This window comes from Gammaproteobacteria bacterium (assembly GCA_013214945.1).
Classification (GTDB): domain Bacteria; phylum Pseudomonadota; class Gammaproteobacteria; order Enterobacterales; family Psychrobiaceae; genus Psychrobium.
Genome location: JABSRT010000022.1, coordinates 80151 through 98174, shown reverse-complemented (window position 1 = coordinate 98174; position 18024 = coordinate 80151). Strand labels below are relative to the sequence as shown.

Below are 18024 nucleotides of genomic sequence, written 5' to 3'. Positions count from 1 at the left end.
TCCGATGATTGCAATCATCGGATTTTGATCTCATTTACAAAAAAAGCAAGAAATTTAGTCTTAACTGATCTGCATTAACCGCTAGCCGGTGGTTTTTTTTTGCTAATTTTTAGCCCCGCCATTGCTGTACTAGCCTAAAGTTTGCTAACGTTAATAAAGGATTATACCAATTTGGCAGTCGTTTAACGCCGATGACTGTGAACATAGGAGCGCAATGAAATCGGAGCCAGCCTTAGCTAAAAAACCTAAAATAGCCTTATTACTGAGCGGCGGTGGCGCTCGTGGTGCCTATCAAGTTGGGGTGTTAAAAGCGATCGCCAGTTTTTACCCGCGTAATCATGGCATTCCCTTTCCGATTTTATGTGGCACGTCTGCTGGCGCGATGAATACCACGGCTCTGGGGTGTTACGCCCCCTGTTTTCATCTGGGCGTTAAAAAGCTCGAGTGGATTTGGCGTCATATGCACACCAATCAAATTTATCGCTCCGACCTTAGTCATGTCTCGCGTTATATGTTTAATAACCTCACTAAATGGATCCGCAGTGATTTAAATCGAAACAGGCCTAGCTCATTGCTCGATAACAGCCCCTTACGAGAACTGTTAAGCCAATTCATTCCGTTTGAACGCCTTGAACGTAATATTTCTGCGGGTCATTTGCACGCACTATCTATTACGGCATCGAGCTATCAGACTGGCAACTCGATGTCTTTTTTTCAAGGTCATCCGTCAATCAACGATTGGAAGCGTTCGAAAAGAGAAAGTCTGCGCGGTACTTTGCATTACGATCACCTGATGGCGTCGGCTGCGATCCCATTGCTATTCCCCGCTATTGAGGTTCGTCAAGCCTATTACGGTGACGGCTCAATTCATCAGCTATCACCGCTCAGTCCACCGATTCATTTAGGCGCTGAAAAAATATTATGTATTGGTCTCGCTTCCACGCCAAAACCTTCGTCACATGCCCAACTTCACCACCCTAGCGCTTCTTCCATTGCCGGACATTTACTCGACAGTATCTTTAGTGACACGCTAACCTCGGATCTTGAGCGCTTGTCTCGAATTAATGACACCTTAGAATTGATACCTGCCGCAACGCGAGCACAATTACCGCTGCGAAAAATTGAAACCTTATTGATCAATCCAAGTATCGACATCGATCTGCTCGCACACAAGCATTTTGAACACATGCCGTTGGCGATCCGGTTATTACTAAAATCTATTGGCATCGACAAAACCAGTGAGTCGAGTTTAGTCAGTTACTTGTTATTCGAAAAGTCTTTTTGCTGCGCGCTAATCGACGTTGGTTATCGTGATGGCATGGCTCACAAACAACAATTGCTTAAATTTCTTGAAATAGAAGAACCAAGCCATCGCAGCCATGCCAGAGACTTTAGCCAACAACCATAACCGCGGAAAATTCCTTCTTATTTATTCGTCGACATCTCCTGATCACTGTAATGGCTGGGTTTTACCTGTTAATAACACAAAATCCCCACATTTATTAATGTTGGCATGTGAATTGCTTTATTAATACCATCGGATAGTTAGTCAAAAAAATATTGTTTTTTCTATGCACTAACCTAGTAATAATCCGTACCGTAAATTATGGATGAAACGGTCATTATTAACAGATTGAGAGAGAAGCAATGTCACAGTTATATCGTAAAACTCATCAGGTTAGCCCTTTCGAAGTAAATACAATCACTTCTGAAGCTAGCAACAATGACAAAAAACCACTTCGGCGTAGTGAGGATAAACTGGCATTTCTAGAAAAGCTCAATATGACTATCGAGCTTGAGCCACTATTAGCTACTTACACAGCGGAAGTTAGCCGCCTAATAGCAGTTACCGGCCTAGAATTCGAAAGTCCTAACCACAAGTTGCAATTGAAATACTCTAAAGCTAGCGCCAACAAGCTGACACATCAATTGATCTTTAACAATACAGTACTGGGAAATATTATTTATCTCAGTACGCAGCCACTGAACAACCATCAGCGGCAATTACTTGCCAATGTCGAGCAACAATTGTTGCAGTCGTTGCATAATGTATTGCGTTTTGAACATACCCGAAAAATGAGTATGAGAGATTACTTAACGGGGTTGGGTAATCGTAATTACTTTGAAGAGGCGCTTCGTCATATGACCGCAACAGCCGAAAGGGAAGATCGGTCGTTCACTTTATTATTTATTGATTTAGATAATTTCAAAGCGGTTAACGACGAGTGTGGTCACCTTGCGGGCGACCAAGTCTTAATCGAGTTTTCTCGATTATTAAGATTTGCGGTACGTGATAATGATCATGTCTTTAGATTTGGTGGCGACGAATTTGCCATTTTATTGTCTCACAGTGATCATCTACATCCAGAGTTTGTTGCCCAACGGATAGTAAGCGCAACCGCTACCAGTCAACTTTTGCTTGAGACAAACGTGACAGCGAGTATTGGTTATGCTAATTGGCAGCAAGGTGACAATAGCACCGTATTGACTAATCGCTCAGATAAAGCCTTATACCACGTGAAAGGTGCTGGGAAAAATGGCTACCACGGTGCAGCCTAAACTAACACGACCGTATAACGGGCCGTATTAATCGGATTTTCGCCAGCTGATCATCATGTTTGGTTGATTAATACAGCCCTGATAGCCTTGTTCGACCCACACGCCAAGCGCAGCAACCAATTGCTGGTCGAAAAATACTAATGGAATTTGGGATCGTTGCCAAGTAGGGATACTAAACTCCTGCCACAGCTTTTTTACCGCACGGCGCTTGTCCCGGCCAATAGGCCAAGCTTTATAGCTGCCTACTACACCAAACCGAATTTCAACTTTTAGCGCTTTTGGTGCGATTAATCGAATCACAAATTCCGAATCAGAATCTGTCTCCTTGAGCTCGCTGTGCTGACTAAATTCGAGTTCCCCTAACTGGTTAGGCAAAGAAATCGTCGACTCGCCCCGCCAATTAATAACCTGCTCCGAGATATCAGGTTGAGGCATAACGACCATCATCACTCCCTGAAATCGTCTAATTTGCGCCCCTGAGACTTCGACAATCGGATCGCTGTCTAAGGTGGCAGCTAACATTTGAGCCGTAATTTGTTGTAATTGGGCTTGCGATGGCATCGTTAGTTGATGCTGACGCAGCCAATAACGGATTAAGTTGTTTTGTCTCGCAACCGATAACTGACCAACTACCGCCACTAACAAGCCCCCGGCTCGGGCTTGCGCCTTGTCGTAATCAATCTCAGCCAGCTCGTCGAGCAACTCAATGCTTTGTCCCAGCAAACTAGCACTGCGGGCAAGGTTGTCACTAAAACCTTGCCAACGTTGATTCAATTTAGGCATTATTTGATGGCGTAAATAATTTCGGTCAAAGCGGCAATCGAGGTTGCTATCGTCTTCAATCCAGTTCAACTGGTGACGATGCGCATAACGCTCAATCTCTTTTCGGCCAATACCAAGTAGTGGCCGATTGTGGCTTCCCTGATTAAACGCTAACGAGCTAGGCATTGCAGCTAACCCAAGCACTCCTGCGCCACGTTTTAACGCCAGTAAAACCGTTTCAGCCTGATCGTCAAGATGTTGAGCAGTCACTAAAATGTCATCAGTTGCAACATAATTAGCGAGCGCCTGGTAACGTGCTTGGCGGGCCTGCGCTTCAATATTACTGTCGCTGGCTAGATGGACGGGTTCAAGCGCAAAGGTTATTGCATAATTTGCACATAACTGCTGGCAAAAAAGTCCCCACTTGTCAGCTAGTTTATTTAAGCCATGATCAACATGAACCGCGATAATTTGTTGGTTATCGACCGTTGACTTAGCCAACAAATCAAGCAACACTACAGAATCAACGCCGCCACTTAAGCCGATAACGATACGAGTCGTTGGCTGATAATAGTCGGCGATAAAACGTTCAATTTGAGCTGGAAGGTTCATTATTTTGATCTATAAAAGCGATGAAAGATAATACCAAGATTATAAATTTACTAAATTGGTATAAAAAGTGTTACCAACACTAAATTTATCGTATCAGCAGGTTGTCGGCGCGGTATAGTACAGTATACTGGCGGCAACTAACGTTAACTAATTTTATTGAGATATTTATGAAAATTCAAGATCTAGCGGTTTCAAACAATCTAAAAAAGAAAGTCATGACTACACTAGCTGATGATACCCTGTATATGCAAGAAGAGAATGGCGATTTGGTGATTAACGTCGCTGCTTACCTAGCAAGAAAAACCAACAGCAAAACGGTTACTTTAGAAGATATTCTTGGCAAAGACTTGTTAGACTTTGACGCCGATTATATTGTTCTAAGCTAATCAGCTAAGACCTAACGCAAGCAGTGGCACAATTATCGTCGCGACGATATCCCAAATATCCCATAAACCATCGCTAACCCATGCATCATAGATTTCTTTCATGATGCCAGCGATGGTCGCTGCAATAAGGGCAGGCCAATATCCAGCCAGCCCCACGCAGCTTGCCACTGCTGCTGCAACTAGCCCAATGACTGCGCCGTATATAACATGTGTCACTTTATCAGCATGTTTAAACCCACGCAGTTCGGGTAAATAACCCAAAAAACCAATCTCTATCACTTTGCCTCCAAACTGCTGAGTTTAAGCCATGCTACCAACTAAACAGCCAATGCTCTAATTAACCTGAGTACCGGATAAGCGAATTTACCCAGAATTCAGGTTAATTAGCGGGTGCTTTATACCTCGTACTAAGCAATAACTCCTAGCCAGTATGCCCCACTGTCACGCTTAATAAACCAGCAATAGTTAAGTTTGACTTATCAAGGTCAAAAAAAACCACCCGAAGGTGGTTTTAGCAATCAATAATTAGCGCGGTAACGACTTAACAATAACCAAATGACATTAAACGGTCATAACGCTGATTAAGTAAAGTATCGACATCAAGGCTCTTAAGCTCACTCAATTGCGATAACAATTGCTGCTTAACATTTTGCGCGATAACATCGTAATCACGATGCGCGCCACCCAATGGCTCTTCGATAATACTGTCGATGAGATCTAGCTCTTTTAAGCGCTTAGATGTAATGCCCATCGCTTCAGCGGCCAATGAGGCTTTGTCGGCACTCTTCCATAAAATAGATGCACAGCCTTCCGGAGAAATAACCGAATAAGTGCTGTATTGCAACATGTTAACGCGATCGCCGACCCCGATAGCTAATGCGCCACCTGAACCGCCTTCACCAATCACGGTACAAATCACAGGCACTTTAAGTCCGGCCATTACTTTTAGATTGCGAGCAATCGCTTCAGACTGGCCACGTTCTTCAGCACCAACGCCAGGGTAAGCACCCGGGGTATCGATAAATGTCAGGATCGGCATCTTAAAACGTTCTGCCATCTCCATTAAGCGTAATGCTTTACGGTACCCTTCTGGACGCGGCATACCAAAGTTACGCTTCACTTTTTCAGGTGTTGTACGTCCTTTTTGATGACCAATAACCATCACTGATTGGCCATCGAGGCGAGCGATGCCACCAATAATTGCTTTATCATCCGCAAAAGCACGGTCACCATGCAATTGGTCGAATTCATCAAAAATACGATCGATATAGTCAAATGAATACGGGCGTTGTGGGTGACGGGCTAATTGACTTATCTGCCACGGGCCTAATGACGAAAATATTTTTTGCGCCATGGTGACACTTTTAGCTTCCAGCTTGTCGATCTCTTCAGCCAAATCAATATTTAACGAGCTATTGTTGCTCACGTTGCGAAGCTCATCAATTTGAGCATGTAGCTCAGCAATTGGTTTTTCAAACTCTAAAAAATTCTGACTCATCAGTGATTCTCTTTATTGTATATGGCTAGTCCATTTCAGCTCATTGTAGCTGAATATAAACTGAAATTAGCTAAATTTTAAACGAACTTGCTTGTTACCAAGCAATATTCTCAAATTGTCTAACAGCTCATCATCGGGTGTAACGCGCCATTGGGTGCCTAGTGTTAACTGAGCCGTCGCTTCAGCTCGCGAGTAAAAGACAGTAACTGGCAGCGCACCAAATTGATGAGGCTCTAAGATTTGGGTAAAGCGACCAAAGAATTCATTATTAACTTGATCCTGTGATACTTTTATTTCCAATGCGGTGGCAAAACGTTCTCGTGCCGTAGCAATGTCATAAACTTCTTTGGCGGTCATTCTATTACCCCCGGAAAAATCATCAAAGCTGACCTCTCCCTCTAACACCAATATTTTGTCTTTTTGGAGCAAATCTTGATATTTTTCGAGCGCTTCGCTGTATAACATTACCTCTAAACGACCACTTTTGTCATCTAGCGTCAAAATTCCCATTTTAGAGCCACGTTTAGTGATCATCACGCGAGCCGCAATAACGAGACCTGCCGCCTTAACCATTTTACCGCGCCCCGTTGGCACCACATCTTTAAGTCGACTACGAGTATAGTGTTTTAGCTCAGCCAAATATTGATTAATCGGGTGGCCAGTTAAATATAAACCTAAGGTTTCGCGCTCACCTTCTAGCCAAATTTTATCAGGCCACGGCGGCGCATCGATAAATTGGTGAGTCACTTCGTCATCATGACTGGCCAGTAAACCAAACAAATCATGCTGACCGACCGCGCGATCTTTAGCGTGCTGCTCTGAAGCTTTAACCGCCTCAGGCAACGACGCCATTAACGAGGCGCGATGTGGGCCAAGGTTATCAAGTGCCCCGGCTTTAATCAGCTTTTCGAAAATACGCTTATTAATTTTCTTGGTATTAACTCGACCACAAAAATCGAATAAATCTTTAAACGGGCCACCTTCGGCGCGAGCTTGTAAAATAGCCTCAACCGGCCCCTCACCAACCCCTTTAATCGCGCCAATACCATAGATAATTTCGAGTTTGTCATTGACACTGAATTTATACTGACCGGCATTAACATCGGGCGGATGCAGCACAATTTTCATCCGCTGACATTCGTCAACTAGAGTCACGATTTTATCGGTGTTATCCATATCTGCTGACATTACAGCGGCCATAAAATAAGCACCGTGATGGCATTTCATCCACAGCGTTTGATACGATACTAAGGCATAGGCGGCCGAGTGAGATTTATTAAAGCCATAACCAGCAAATTTCTCTACCAAATCGAAGATTTTCATCGCCAATTCACCATCGATACCGTTATTAATCGCGCCTTCTTCAAAACTCGAACGCTGCTTGGCCATCTCTTCTGGCTTTTTCTTACCCATAGCACGACGCAGCATATCCGCGCCACCTAGGGTATAACCAGAAAGTACCTGAGCAATCTGCATGACCTGCTCTTGATACAAGATAATGCCATAGGTTGGCTCTAAGGTCTCTTTTAACGACTCATGCTGCCATTCGATGTCGGGATAAGATACTTCTTCACGACCGTGCTTACGGTTGATAAAGTTGTCTACCATGCCCGATTGCAATGGCCCCGGTCGAAACAGCGCCACGAGCGCGATAATATCTTCAAAGCTGTCGGGCAACAGCCGACTAATCAGTTCTTTCATGCCGCGCGATTCGAGCTGGAATACCGCGGTGGTTTCACTGCGCTTAAGCATCGAAAAACACGCGGGATCTTCGAGCGGAATCGATTCAATTCTTACGGGTTCGAGCCCTTCTTTGGCCCGTGATTCGTTGAGCGGGTCAAGCGCCCATTTAATGATGGTCAGCGTTCGCAGACCCAAGAAATCAAACTTAACCAAGCCGGCAGTTTCAACATCATTTTTGTCAAACTGAGTAACCGGGTTTTTACCTTCCTCATCACAATAAAGCGGCGCAAAATCGGTAATGGTCGTTGGCGAAATAACGACACCACCGGCGTGTTTACCTGCGTTTCGGGTGGTACCCTCTAAACGCCGCGCCATGTCGATAAGCTCACGAACATCGTCATCGATCTGATACAGCTGGTCAAGTTGTGGCTCAACTTCCCACGCCTTGGTCAGTGTCATGCCCGGCTCTGCCGGAATAAGTTTAGTAATACGCTCGACAAAGCCATATGGGTGACCCATGACACGGCCAACATCTCGTACTACGGCTTTGGCTGCCATCGTACCAAAAGTAATGATTTGCGATACCGCATCACGACCGTATAACTCGGCAACATGGTCGATAACCCGATCGCGGCCTTCCATACAGAAATCGACATCGAAATCGGGCATTGAGACACGTTCTGGGTTAAGAAAACGCTCAAACAGTAAGTCGTATTCCAACGGATCGAGATCGGTGATCTTAAGTGCATAAGCGACTAATGAACCAGCACCCGAACCACGACCGGGGCCAACCGGCACATCGTTATCTTTACTCCACTGAATAAACTCCATTACGATCAGGAAGTAACCAGGGAAACCCATGGTATTAATAACACCAAGTTCAATGTGTAAACGCTCTTCATAAGCCGGTCGTTGCCGCTCACGTTCCTCAAGTTCAGGAAATAGAAAGTTAAGGCGGTCTTCTAAGCCATCAACTGAAACCTTGACTAAAAAGTCTTCTATTTTAAGATCGCCAGTTGGGTAATCTGGTAACACAATTTTATCGAGCTGAACCGTGGAGTTACAGCGTTTGGCTATTTCAACACTGTTCGCTAACGCAGAGGGAATGTCGCTAAACAGCTGACACATCTCTTGCTCGGTTCGTAAATATTGTTGCTCCGAATAACGTTTAGGTCGCCGCGGGTCGGCCAAACCAAAGCCATCGTGAATCGCAACGCGCACTTCATGTGCGTCAAAATCTTTTGCTGCTAAAAATACCACTTCATTGGTCGCAACCACCGGGATACCCGTATCACTGGCTAACGCAACCCCAAGTTGTAAATAGCGTTCTTCATCTTCACGGCCAGTACGCAGCAATTCAATAAAGTAATTTCGCTCAAAATATTGCTGATAAAAAGCTAAACATTCTCGTGCTAACTTATCATTGCCTTTAAGCAAGGCCAGGCCAACATCACCTTCACGTCCGCCAGATAAAATAATTAAACCAGCAGCATGTTCAACTAACCATTGCTTATCAATCACCGCTTTATCAAATAAGCGGCCACGCAAATAGGCCTTTGAAATAAGTAAGGTTAAATTTTTATAACCTTGATTATCGCTACACAAAATGGTCAGGCGCCAAGGTGCTTCGTCAAACTCGTCACTAACTACCCACATATCTGCGCCGATAATGGGTTTAAGGCCATTACTTTGGGCACTGCGGTAATATTTGACTAGACCACAGAAATTGACTAAGTCGGTCAACGCCATCGCAGGTGCGCCTTGCTCGGCGACTTTAGCGACAATTTTACCGACCTTAGCCACGCCGTCGGCCATCGAGTAATCTGAATGTACCCGTAAATGAATAAACTTTGGATCTGTCACTTTACGCCCTTATTTACCATAAGTTATGCCAAACCTAATACTTTTTTGACCGGCTTAAAGCTGCGCCGATGCTGTGGGGTAACACCGTGTAAAGCCAACATTTCAAAATGAAGTTTTGTCGGATAACCTTTATGCTTGGCAAAACCAAATTGCGGGTATTGCTGGTCGAGGATCAACATTTCACGATCACGTGTCACTTTAGCAATAATCGAGGCCGCACTTATTTCTTCAACGCGCGCATCACCTTTTACCACTGCTTGTGAAGCCATGTTGAGTTCTGGGCAGCGATTACCATCAATTAGCACCAACTCAGGCGTGATATGAAGCCCCGCCACTGCCCGCTGCATCGCCAACATCGTAGCATGCAAAATATTAAGCTGGTCAATTTCTTCAGGGTTAGCTCGCCCGACTGCCACACTTAAAGCGTTGGCCATAATCAAGTCAAACAAGGCTTCACGCTTTTTGTCTGATAATTTTTTAGAATCGGCCAATCCGACAATAGGTTTGCTCGGATCAAGAATAACCGCAGCGGTTACCACATCGCCCACCAGTGGCCCACGGCCAACTTCGTCGACTCCGGCAACTAATAGATCAGGGAAAATAAATTCTGGTTCTGTTGGCATTAGCTTCTACTTTTGATTAATTGGCGTTGATGAATCGTGGGTTATTAGCGATAACACCGCATCGGCAGCGCGCTCACTGGCGTTGCATTTTAACTGCTGATGTATTTCGTTAAACTGCGCTGTCAGCGCTTGGTTATCGTCAGCAAGCAACAACTTAACTTCTTTTACGATATTATCAACCGTCGCATCATCTTGAATTAACTCACGCAGCAACGGTTTGCCGGCCAACAAATTAGGCAACGAAAAATGTTCAATTTTCATCAGTGGTTTAAATAACTTATAAGTTAGCCAATTAACTTTATAAGCCACCACCATCGGGCGATTAATCAATAAACCTTCAAGCGTTGCTGTGCCAGACGCCAGTAAAATCACGTCACTTGCGGTCATTACTTCTCGTGATTGGCCATCGATTAGCACGCAGTTAAGGTTTGGTGCAACTCGCTGTTTTATTTCTTCAAACTGCTGGCGTCGCTGTTGATTAACCAATGGAATGAGCAGTGTTAAGCCGCTAAATTGCTCGACTAATTTTTGTGCGGCTAACAAGAATGGTTCAGTTAAATATTTTAACTCACTGCCACGGCTGCCAGGCATCAGCGCTAAATATTGTCCTTCGGTCGGTAAATTCAACTGCTCGCGGGCCGCTGACTTATCATTAACCAGCGGAATTTGGTCAGCTAAAGTATGGCCAACAAAGGTACAAGGAATTGAATGTTCGTCGTAAAAAGCTTTTTCAAATGGCAGCAGTGCCAAGACCATGTTGGTCGCTTTCGCCACTTTAAATATTCGCTTCTGGCGCCACGCCCAAATCGATGGGCTAACGTAATGAACGGTTTTTATGCCCGCTTGTTTAAGTAGCAGTTCTAGGCGCAAATTAAAGTCTGGCGCATCGATGCCAATAAAAAGGTCAGGCGGGTTAGCGATGAAATGTTCGGTCAATTGTTTTTTAATCGATAGTAAGCGCCGTAAGCGAGAAAAAACTTCTACTAAGCCCATCACCGAGAGCTCTTCCATATCAAACAAACTCGTCGCGCCCACAGCCATCATGCGTGGACCGGCGATACCTTCAAAGGTAGCGTTTGGAAAGCGTTTTTTAACCGCGATAATAAAATCGCTACCTAAAATATCGCCGGAGATTTCTCCGGCGACAATACCTATGCGAATAGGTCTTAAATCAATCTGATTCGTAGTTCGTAGTGGATCCAAGGCTGTTCCCTAAGGACTATTTTCTGATGATGAATATCTTAACGAATAATACCGCGAGTCGACTGGTTAATAAAATCAGCCATCACAGTAACACCAACAAACTCAGATTCAGCTAACTCAGCAACTGCGTCAGTTAATGGTAATTGTTGTTTATAGAGCGTTTTAAATGCACGTCGAATGGCCATTATCTCTGGTTTGTCGTAACCACGGCGCTTAAGGCCTTCAACATTAATTCCGCGCGGCTGGCATGGCTGGCCTGAACAAATGATATAAGGCGGCACATCTTGATTAACATAAGAAGTGGCCCCAACAAAGCAATGCGCACCAATTTTAACAAACTGATGAACGCCGGTCATGCCACCAATGATCGCATAATCATCAACCACAACATGGCCTGCAAGGTTAACACTATTGGCCAAAATGCAGTGATCACCAACGATGCAATCGTGGGCCACGTGCGCATTAGCCATCAAGAGGTTATTATTGCCGATGCGCGTGATCGCTTGATCTTGAACTGTGCCACGATGAATGGTGACACCCTCACGAACAATATTATCATTGCCCATGATCAAGTAAGTTTTTTCACCCGCATATTTTTTATCTTGGCACTGCTCACCAATGGATGAAAATTGGAAAAAATGATTGCCCGAGCCAATAGTTGATGGCCCTTTGACGACCACATGTGACTCAATAATACAGTTATCACCAATAACGACGTCGCTACCGATATAACTCCACGGCCCAATAGATACATTGTGACCAATGGTGGCACTAGGGTGAACAAATGCTTGCGGATCAATCACTATTTAGTCCTTTCTTGCACACATAATTTCGGCACTACATACCAACTTTTCATCCACAAAGGCTTCGCAATAAAATTTACCGATGCCTCGACGCTCTTTTAAATACTCAACATGGATATGAATCACATCACCAGGAACCACAGGCAGTTTAAAACGCGCCTTATCTATCCCTGCAAAGTAATACAAGGTATCTTCACTTTTTTCAACTGTTTTAAAGCCAAGGATCCCAGTAGCCTGAGCCATGGCTTCGAGAATAAGTACACCTGGCATAATAGGTTTAATAGGGAAATGACCCTGAAAAAATGGTTCGTTAATCGACACATTTTTAATCGCATGCAGGCTTTTTCCTACTTCAAAACCAATCACTCGATCAATCAGTAGAAATGGGTAACGGTGCGGCAATAGTGCCATTATTTCGTTAATTTCGATTGCTGAAATATCGTTAGACAAAATACTATTCCTGAAAATTAATTAAATACAGCGCTCCCAGTTTAGGAGCAAAGGTAACAGGCAACGATTAGTGACCTAATTATTGCCAGCCATGCTTCGAGCTTTCATTACCTAGTCGGCAGCGCGTTTGCGCAACCAAGGTTAAACTCTCAATCAGCCTCGCTGGGCAATAATGATTGAGCGTTGTCGCTCACGATTATACGCTAATCTTTAAGTTTGGCTTCAAGCACCTTAAGCCGTTTTGACATTTCGTCGAGTTGACGATAACGGGCGGCGTTCTTGCGCCATTCACGATTAGTTTGCGATGGCATTCCTGATGAATATACCCCAGGTTCGGTGATATTCTTAATCACCATTGTCATTCCTGTGATGGTAACCCCATCGCAAATAGTCATATGACCATTAATCGCGCAGGCACCACCAATGATACAGTTTTTACCGATGGTGACACTGCCCGCTAAGACCGTGGTACCTGCTATTGCTGTATTATCGCCAATAATGTCGTTGTGCGCGATCTGAACCTGATTATCAATGATAACACCATTGCCAATCACTGTGTCGTCAAGCGCGCCACGATCAACGGTAGTGCCAGCACCAATCTCAGTATCGTTACCAATGGTGACACCACCCGTTTGGGGAATTTTCAACCACTGGCCATTGTCCGGTGCGTAACCAAAACCATCGCTGCCAATGACACTGGCAGAGTGAAAAATACAACGCTGACCAATAGTGACGCCATGATAAATAGTAACGTTGGCCCATAATTTGGTGCTGGCGCCAATTTTACTATTTTTACCAATAAAACAACCTGGACCAATTTGGCAGTTATCACCAATCTCGGCGCCAGATTCAATCACCGCATTAGCCCCAACAACGACTTGTTGACCTAATATGGCGCTTGGTGAAATCACAGCAGACTCGGCGATTGAGTCTGCTGCATCAGGCGTAGTATCGAGCAATTGAGCTAATTTTGCGTAACCTAAATAGGGGTTACTCATGATTAACGCATTGCCTTGATAATCACCGATGTCTTGTGCACGCACAATAACCGCACTGGCCTGAGTCGTTTGCAACTGACTACGGTACTTAGGGTTTGATAAAAAAGATATTTGTCCGGCACTAGCGGCTTCAAGCGTCGCAATGCTGGTGACAACACATTGGTCATCACCTTGAACATCTGCACCTATTTTATTGCCTAACTCAACTAACGTATAACACTTCATGGGTAATTACTTAGCCTTGCTTACTTTAGCTGCTATTTTAGCTGAAATATCGAATTTTTTATCAATATATGCAACAGCGCCAGATTGTAAAATAACATCGTATTTTTCGGCTTTAGCGATTTCATTAATCGCTTGACGAATTTTTTGCAGTAGTTTGTTTTCTTCTTCGCCTTGACGACGACGCACATCTTCTTGCAGTGCCTTGCCTTTCAGCTTGTATTCGCTTTGCAATGCTTCAGCACTACGCACCAATTCAGTCTTTTGGGCATCATTCATTAACGCGCCATCACGCTTACGCTTTTCTTCAAGTTTAAGTAGTTTAGATTGGATCTTTTTAACTTGATCGTAACGGTCACTAAATTCTTGTTGTAATTGTTGTTGGATAACTTCACGTTGCGGCAATTTTTGGAAAATGCTTTGCATGTGAATTACGCCAATTTTTTGTTCCGCTGCCTGAGCAAGCGAAGCAAACGTAGTTCCAGTCATTAGCGCGCTAACTGTTAAAGCACAAAGTAATTTTTTCAATTGTTTCTCCTAGTTTAATATATTCTAGTTTTTAAATTAGAATGTCGTTCCAATATTGAATGAAAAGACCTCAAGGTTGTCGCCTTCGACTTCCCGAAGTGGTCGCGCTAAGCTAAAGACCATTGGGCCCATCGGTGACAACCATTGCACTGAAATACCATAAGATGCTCGAAATTCAGTCGGATCTGAATAGTCATAAATTTGTTCAGCGCCATCTAAGTTTTTATATTGATCATAGTCAAATGTGGTGTCCCAGACATTACCGGCATCAACAAAAAAGCTGGTTCGCAATGAACTGGCGCTATCATCACTGATAAAAGGTAGCGGCACAAACATTTCTAAGGTCGCTAATGCCATCGCATTGCCGCCAATCGAACTGCTTGCTTGTTCAATTTCAGACGAATCAGTCGATAAGTAAATGGCTCGAGGGCTAACCGTACTTGACTTAAAGCCACGTAAGCTGCCACTGCCGCCGGCTTTAAAATTATCCCAAAATGCAAACAGATGATCGTTATCGCCAGAATTGCCATAACCGTCACCGTAACCTAAGCGTACCCGACTCATCAATGAAAAAGTGTGACTATCATTAAGTGGCAGGTAGTGGCGATTTTCAAAGTTTAATTTAAAGTATTGAATTTCGCTACCCGGCACGGTCATTTTGCCATTTAGGCTAGTTGACATGCCTGAGGTTGGGAACGTGCCGCGGTTAAGGCTGTTACGACGCCAACCGGCACTTATTTCAAAACTATTAAAAGTAATATTACCGCCGGCCGCCTCACCATAGACATTATAAAAATCATCTATTTGTTCATAGGTATTTAAGTCTGAAATCTCGTTATGGCGATAAGCCACCCCAACCGATACTCGGCTTAGTGGGTTAATCGGAAAACCTAAATCAAACCCAATGCCATAAGCATTATTGTCATAATCTTCAAAATCTGTGGTCGACGAATAATCAATCTCTGACCAATAAGCACTGTACGAAGCACTAATGCCATCGTTGGTAAAGTAAGGGTCACGGAAAGACAAGTTTACGCTTTTGGTGGTTTCATCGGTATTTAAGCTAATGCCGACTTTATTGCCCGTGCCAAGGAAGTTGCTTTGCTGTAAGCCAAGTTGCAGACTCAAACCACCTGAGTTACCGTAGCCGATGCCAGCTTGAAAAGAACCAGATGCCTGTTCTAGTAGTGATATTTCGACATCAACCCGATCGTCAAAACCAGCGACCGGAATTATCTCACTTTCAACTTTTTCGAAATAACCAAGACGATTTAGATAAGTTTTAGAGCTATCTATCAAGCGATTATTTAACCAACTGCCTTCAAGCTGACGCATCTCGCGGCGCAGTACCTGATCTTCAGTATTGGTATTACCTTTAAAACGAATTTCATTTACATAAACCCGTTTACCCGGCTCAATATTAATATTAAGCACAACTTCTTGAGTTTCATCATCGATTTGCGGATAGGTCGACACCTTAGGGTAAGCATAACCAAAACGACCAAGGTAGCGTGCGATCATTTCTTCACTAAAGGTAACTTGGGCACCGTTATACACATTGCCCAGCTTCAACGGCACAGTTAGCTCTAAGACTGAGCGGTATTTTTCAATATCACCAACCAGGTTAACCCCTGCAATTTTGTAGACCTGCCCCTCATCAACATTAAGGGTAATATACAGGCCTTGTTTGTCAGGCGACATCGACACTTGCGTGCTATCAACATTAAAGCGGATATAACCGCGGTCTTTATAAAAGCTTTCTAAGGTTTCAATATCACCTTGGAGTTTTTGCTTTTGATAATTACGGTCACCAAACAGGCTCCACCAAGGTACTGTATCGGTTAATTCAAATTGCTCTTTAAGTTCTTCGTCACTAAAGGTAGTATTGCCAACCAAGTTAATTTGCTTAATTTCAGCGGCATCACCTTCGGTAAACTTAAAGGTTAAGCCAACCCGGTTGCGCGGCTGTGCTGTGATTACGGCTTCAACTTTAGCCGAGTACTTACCGACACTGTAGTAAAAATCTTCCAGCCCTTTAGCGATTTCAGTTAATTTAGTACGATCGAGCGTTTCACCAAGACTAACTCCAGAGCCCGTTAAGCTTTCTGATAATTGCTCGTCTTTTAAATCGTTGTTGCCTTCAAAATCAATACTAGCAATCGTGGCGCGCTCTTTGACTTTAATCAATAACAGGCCGTTGTCGTTAAAGACCTCAATATCTTCAAAATTACTCGAACGGTATAGATTTTTTATTAAACGGGCCACTGCAACATCATCAATCGTATCACCAACTTTTACTGGCAGATTTAACAACGCAGCACCTAGTGCAACCCGTTGTAACCCTTCAATACGTATGTCGGAAACAACAAAGGGGGCGGCGGCCAATGAGGTATAGCTAGTGCCTAACAAGGCAATCGGAGCCAAAAGCTTAAAGAACTTCATCATGCTGTATCTTATTATCCTTTTCGTTCGACAGCTGTCACAGTCGAGTAAAATCATTAAAAATTGCAATGCTCATTAACATGAACAACAAACCGGCCCCAATCTGAAACCCAAGCTGTTGAATACGTTCTGGCACTGATTTTCCCGTCAAAACTTCAACAAAATAATACATCAAGTGACCACCATCAAGTACCGGCAAAGGTAACAAATTGATAATGCCCAAATTAATACTAATTAGTGCTAAGAAACTTAAAAAAGCCACTAAACCGTAATTGGCACTTTGACCTGCGCCTTGCGCTATCGATATCGGTCCGCTTAGGTTTTTTACTGATAAGTCACCAGTAACCAACTTACCTATCATGCTAAAACTTAATGAAATCAGCTGGCCAGTTTTATCTAACGCTAAGCCCAACGCATCAATTGGCCCATATTGCAGTGTAAGTTTCATACTCTCAGGCCAAGGTGTCGCTGTCGGACTAAGCCCAGCAAACCCACTGACAGAGCCGTCTTTATTGGTGCGAATTGCAGGGGTCAATGACGTAGTATATTGTTGAGCCCCTCTTCGATAGGTCAAAGCTAAAGAAGTTCCACCACTTTGTTTGACTATTTCAACAAAGTCTTGCCACTGAGCTATTTTCAGACCATTAACGTTCAATAATTGGTCTCCCACTTGCAAGCCGGCACGCTGCGCAGCCGAGTTGTCGGTGATAGCACTGAGAATTAACTCAATTGGCGGGTAATAGGGTTTTATCCCAATTGAGCTTAATGAACTTTGCTGCTGGGGATCAAATAGCCACTGGCTAATATCGAGATTTTTGCCGATGACATGACTCGACGACGCTGTAATCACTTCTACTGACAGTTTTTCATCGCCAAGCGCGCCAACAAAAGCCAAATTAACATCTTGCCAATCAAGTATTTTCTGGCCATTAATCGTTGTTATTTGCTGCCCAGGGCTTAAACCAGCGTCGTCAGCAATTGATTGTACGGTGACCTGACCAATCACGGGTTTAACCGTATTAACTCCAATTAAATACATTAACCAGAACGCAAAAATAGCAAAGATAAAATTGGCAATTGGCCCAGCAGCAACAATAGCGATGCGCTGCCATACTGATTTACGGTTAAAAGCGCCATCAAGTTGCTCCGTCGGGACAGGTCCCATCCGCTCATCGAGCATTTTGACATAACCACCTAAAGGAATCGCGGCAATGACATATTCGGTTCCGTCTTTAGCCGTGCGACGCCACAACGCTTTACCAAATCCAATTGAAAATCGTTCAACCACCACGCCACAACGGCGGGCAACCCAAAAGTGACCAAATTCATGGACGGCTACCAGCAGGCCTAACGCCACAACAAAGGAGGCGAGATTCCACATAAAGGTCATTA

Annotated in this window: 15 protein-coding genes; 3 read left to right on the top strand and 12 right to left on the bottom strand. The window is 43.9% G+C overall.

Translation table 11 applies throughout. The features are described 5' to 3' along the window. Positions 1 to 214 precede the first annotated feature (214 nt). Both HRU23_16105 and HRU23_16100 read left to right on the top strand, forming a co-directional pair. Entirely contained in the window at positions 215 to 1408 is a 1194-nt protein-coding gene (locus HRU23_16105) for a patatin-like phospholipase family protein (protein NRA55663.1), read from the top strand. A 239-nt stretch (positions 1409 to 1647) separates the two neighbouring features. Then, positions 1648 to 2559 (top strand): GGDEF domain-containing protein, encoded by a 912-nt coding sequence (locus HRU23_16100; GenBank protein ID NRA55662.1) that lies wholly within the window; start codon positions 1648 to 1650, stop codon positions 2557 to 2559. Positions 2560 to 2586: 27 nt separating this feature from the next. Here the strand turns inward: HRU23_16100 and tilS are convergent, their stop codons facing one another. Next, entirely contained in the window at positions 2587 to 3933 is a 1347-nt protein-coding gene (tilS, locus tag HRU23_16095; GenBank protein NRA55661.1) for a tRNA lysidine(34) synthetase TilS, read from the bottom strand. A 167-nt stretch (positions 3934 to 4100) separates the two neighbouring features. Here tilS and HRU23_16090 point away from each other — a divergent pair, with 167 nt between their 5' ends. Continuing rightward, the gene (locus HRU23_16090; GenBank protein ID NRA55660.1) at positions 4101 to 4319 is read left to right on the top strand and encodes a hypothetical protein; all 219 of its coding nucleotides are present in this window, start codon (positions 4101 to 4103) and stop codon (positions 4317 to 4319) included. Here HRU23_16090 and HRU23_16085 read toward each other — a convergent pair whose 3' ends face one another. The 11 genes from HRU23_16085 to rseP form a co-directional block, all read right to left on the bottom strand. After that, on the bottom strand, positions 4320 to 4598 hold the full coding sequence (locus tag HRU23_16085; GenBank protein NRA55659.1) for a hypothetical protein: 279 nt from the start codon (positions 4596 to 4598) through the stop codon (positions 4320 to 4322). A gap of 262 nt (positions 4599 to 4860) precedes the next feature. Next, positions 4861 to 5817 (bottom strand): acetyl-CoA carboxylase carboxyl transferase subunit alpha, encoded by a 957-nt coding sequence (accA, locus tag HRU23_16080; GenBank protein NRA55658.1) that lies wholly within the window; start codon positions 5815 to 5817, stop codon positions 4861 to 4863. Positions 5818 to 5883: 66 nt separating this feature from the next. Further along, on the bottom strand, positions 5884 to 9363 hold the full coding sequence (gene dnaE, locus HRU23_16075; GenBank protein ID NRA55657.1) for a DNA polymerase III subunit alpha: 3480 nt from the start codon (positions 9361 to 9363) through the stop codon (positions 5884 to 5886). A 23-nt stretch (positions 9364 to 9386) separates the two neighbouring features. Then, complete coding sequence (rnhB, locus tag HRU23_16070; GenBank protein ID NRA55656.1) at positions 9387 to 9986, bottom strand: ribonuclease HII; 600 nt, start codon at positions 9984 to 9986, stop codon at positions 9387 to 9389. Positions 9987 to 9992: 6 nt separating this feature from the next. Then, entirely contained in the window at positions 9993 to 11162 is a 1170-nt protein-coding gene (gene lpxB / locus HRU23_16065) for a lipid-A-disaccharide synthase (protein ID NRA55655.1), read from the bottom strand. Positions 11163 to 11227: 65 nt separating this feature from the next. Beyond that, a complete protein-coding gene (gene lpxA / locus HRU23_16060) occupies positions 11228 to 11992 on the bottom strand; it encodes an acyl-ACP--UDP-N-acetylglucosamine O-acyltransferase (protein NRA55654.1) in 765 nt (254 codons plus the stop codon). Positions 11993 to 11995: 3 nt separating this feature from the next. Next, on the bottom strand, positions 11996 to 12442 hold the full coding sequence (gene fabZ, locus HRU23_16055) for a 3-hydroxyacyl-ACP dehydratase FabZ (protein ID NRA55653.1): 447 nt from the start codon (positions 12440 to 12442) through the stop codon (positions 11996 to 11998). A 203-nt stretch (positions 12443 to 12645) separates the two neighbouring features. Next, the gene (lpxD, locus tag HRU23_16050; GenBank protein ID NRA55652.1) at positions 12646 to 13665 is read right to left on the bottom strand and encodes a UDP-3-O-(3-hydroxymyristoyl)glucosamine N-acyltransferase; all 1020 of its coding nucleotides are present in this window, start codon (positions 13663 to 13665) and stop codon (positions 12646 to 12648) included. A gap of 6 nt (positions 13666 to 13671) precedes the next feature. Next, positions 13672 to 14151, bottom strand: a complete 480-nt coding sequence (locus tag HRU23_16045; protein NRA55651.1) for an OmpH family outer membrane protein — start codon at positions 14149 to 14151, stop codon at positions 13672 to 13674. Positions 14152 to 14226: 75 nt separating this feature from the next. After that, positions 14227 to 16632: an outer membrane protein assembly factor BamA gene (bamA, locus tag HRU23_16040; protein ID NRA55650.1), complete on the bottom strand. Its 2406-nt coding sequence runs from the start codon at positions 16630 to 16632 to the stop codon at positions 14227 to 14229. A 37-nt stretch (positions 16633 to 16669) separates the two neighbouring features. Then, complete coding sequence (gene rseP / locus HRU23_16035) at positions 16670 to 18022, bottom strand: sigma E protease regulator RseP (GenBank protein ID NRA55649.1); 1353 nt, start codon at positions 18020 to 18022, stop codon at positions 16670 to 16672. Positions 18023 to 18024 lie beyond the last annotated feature (2 nt).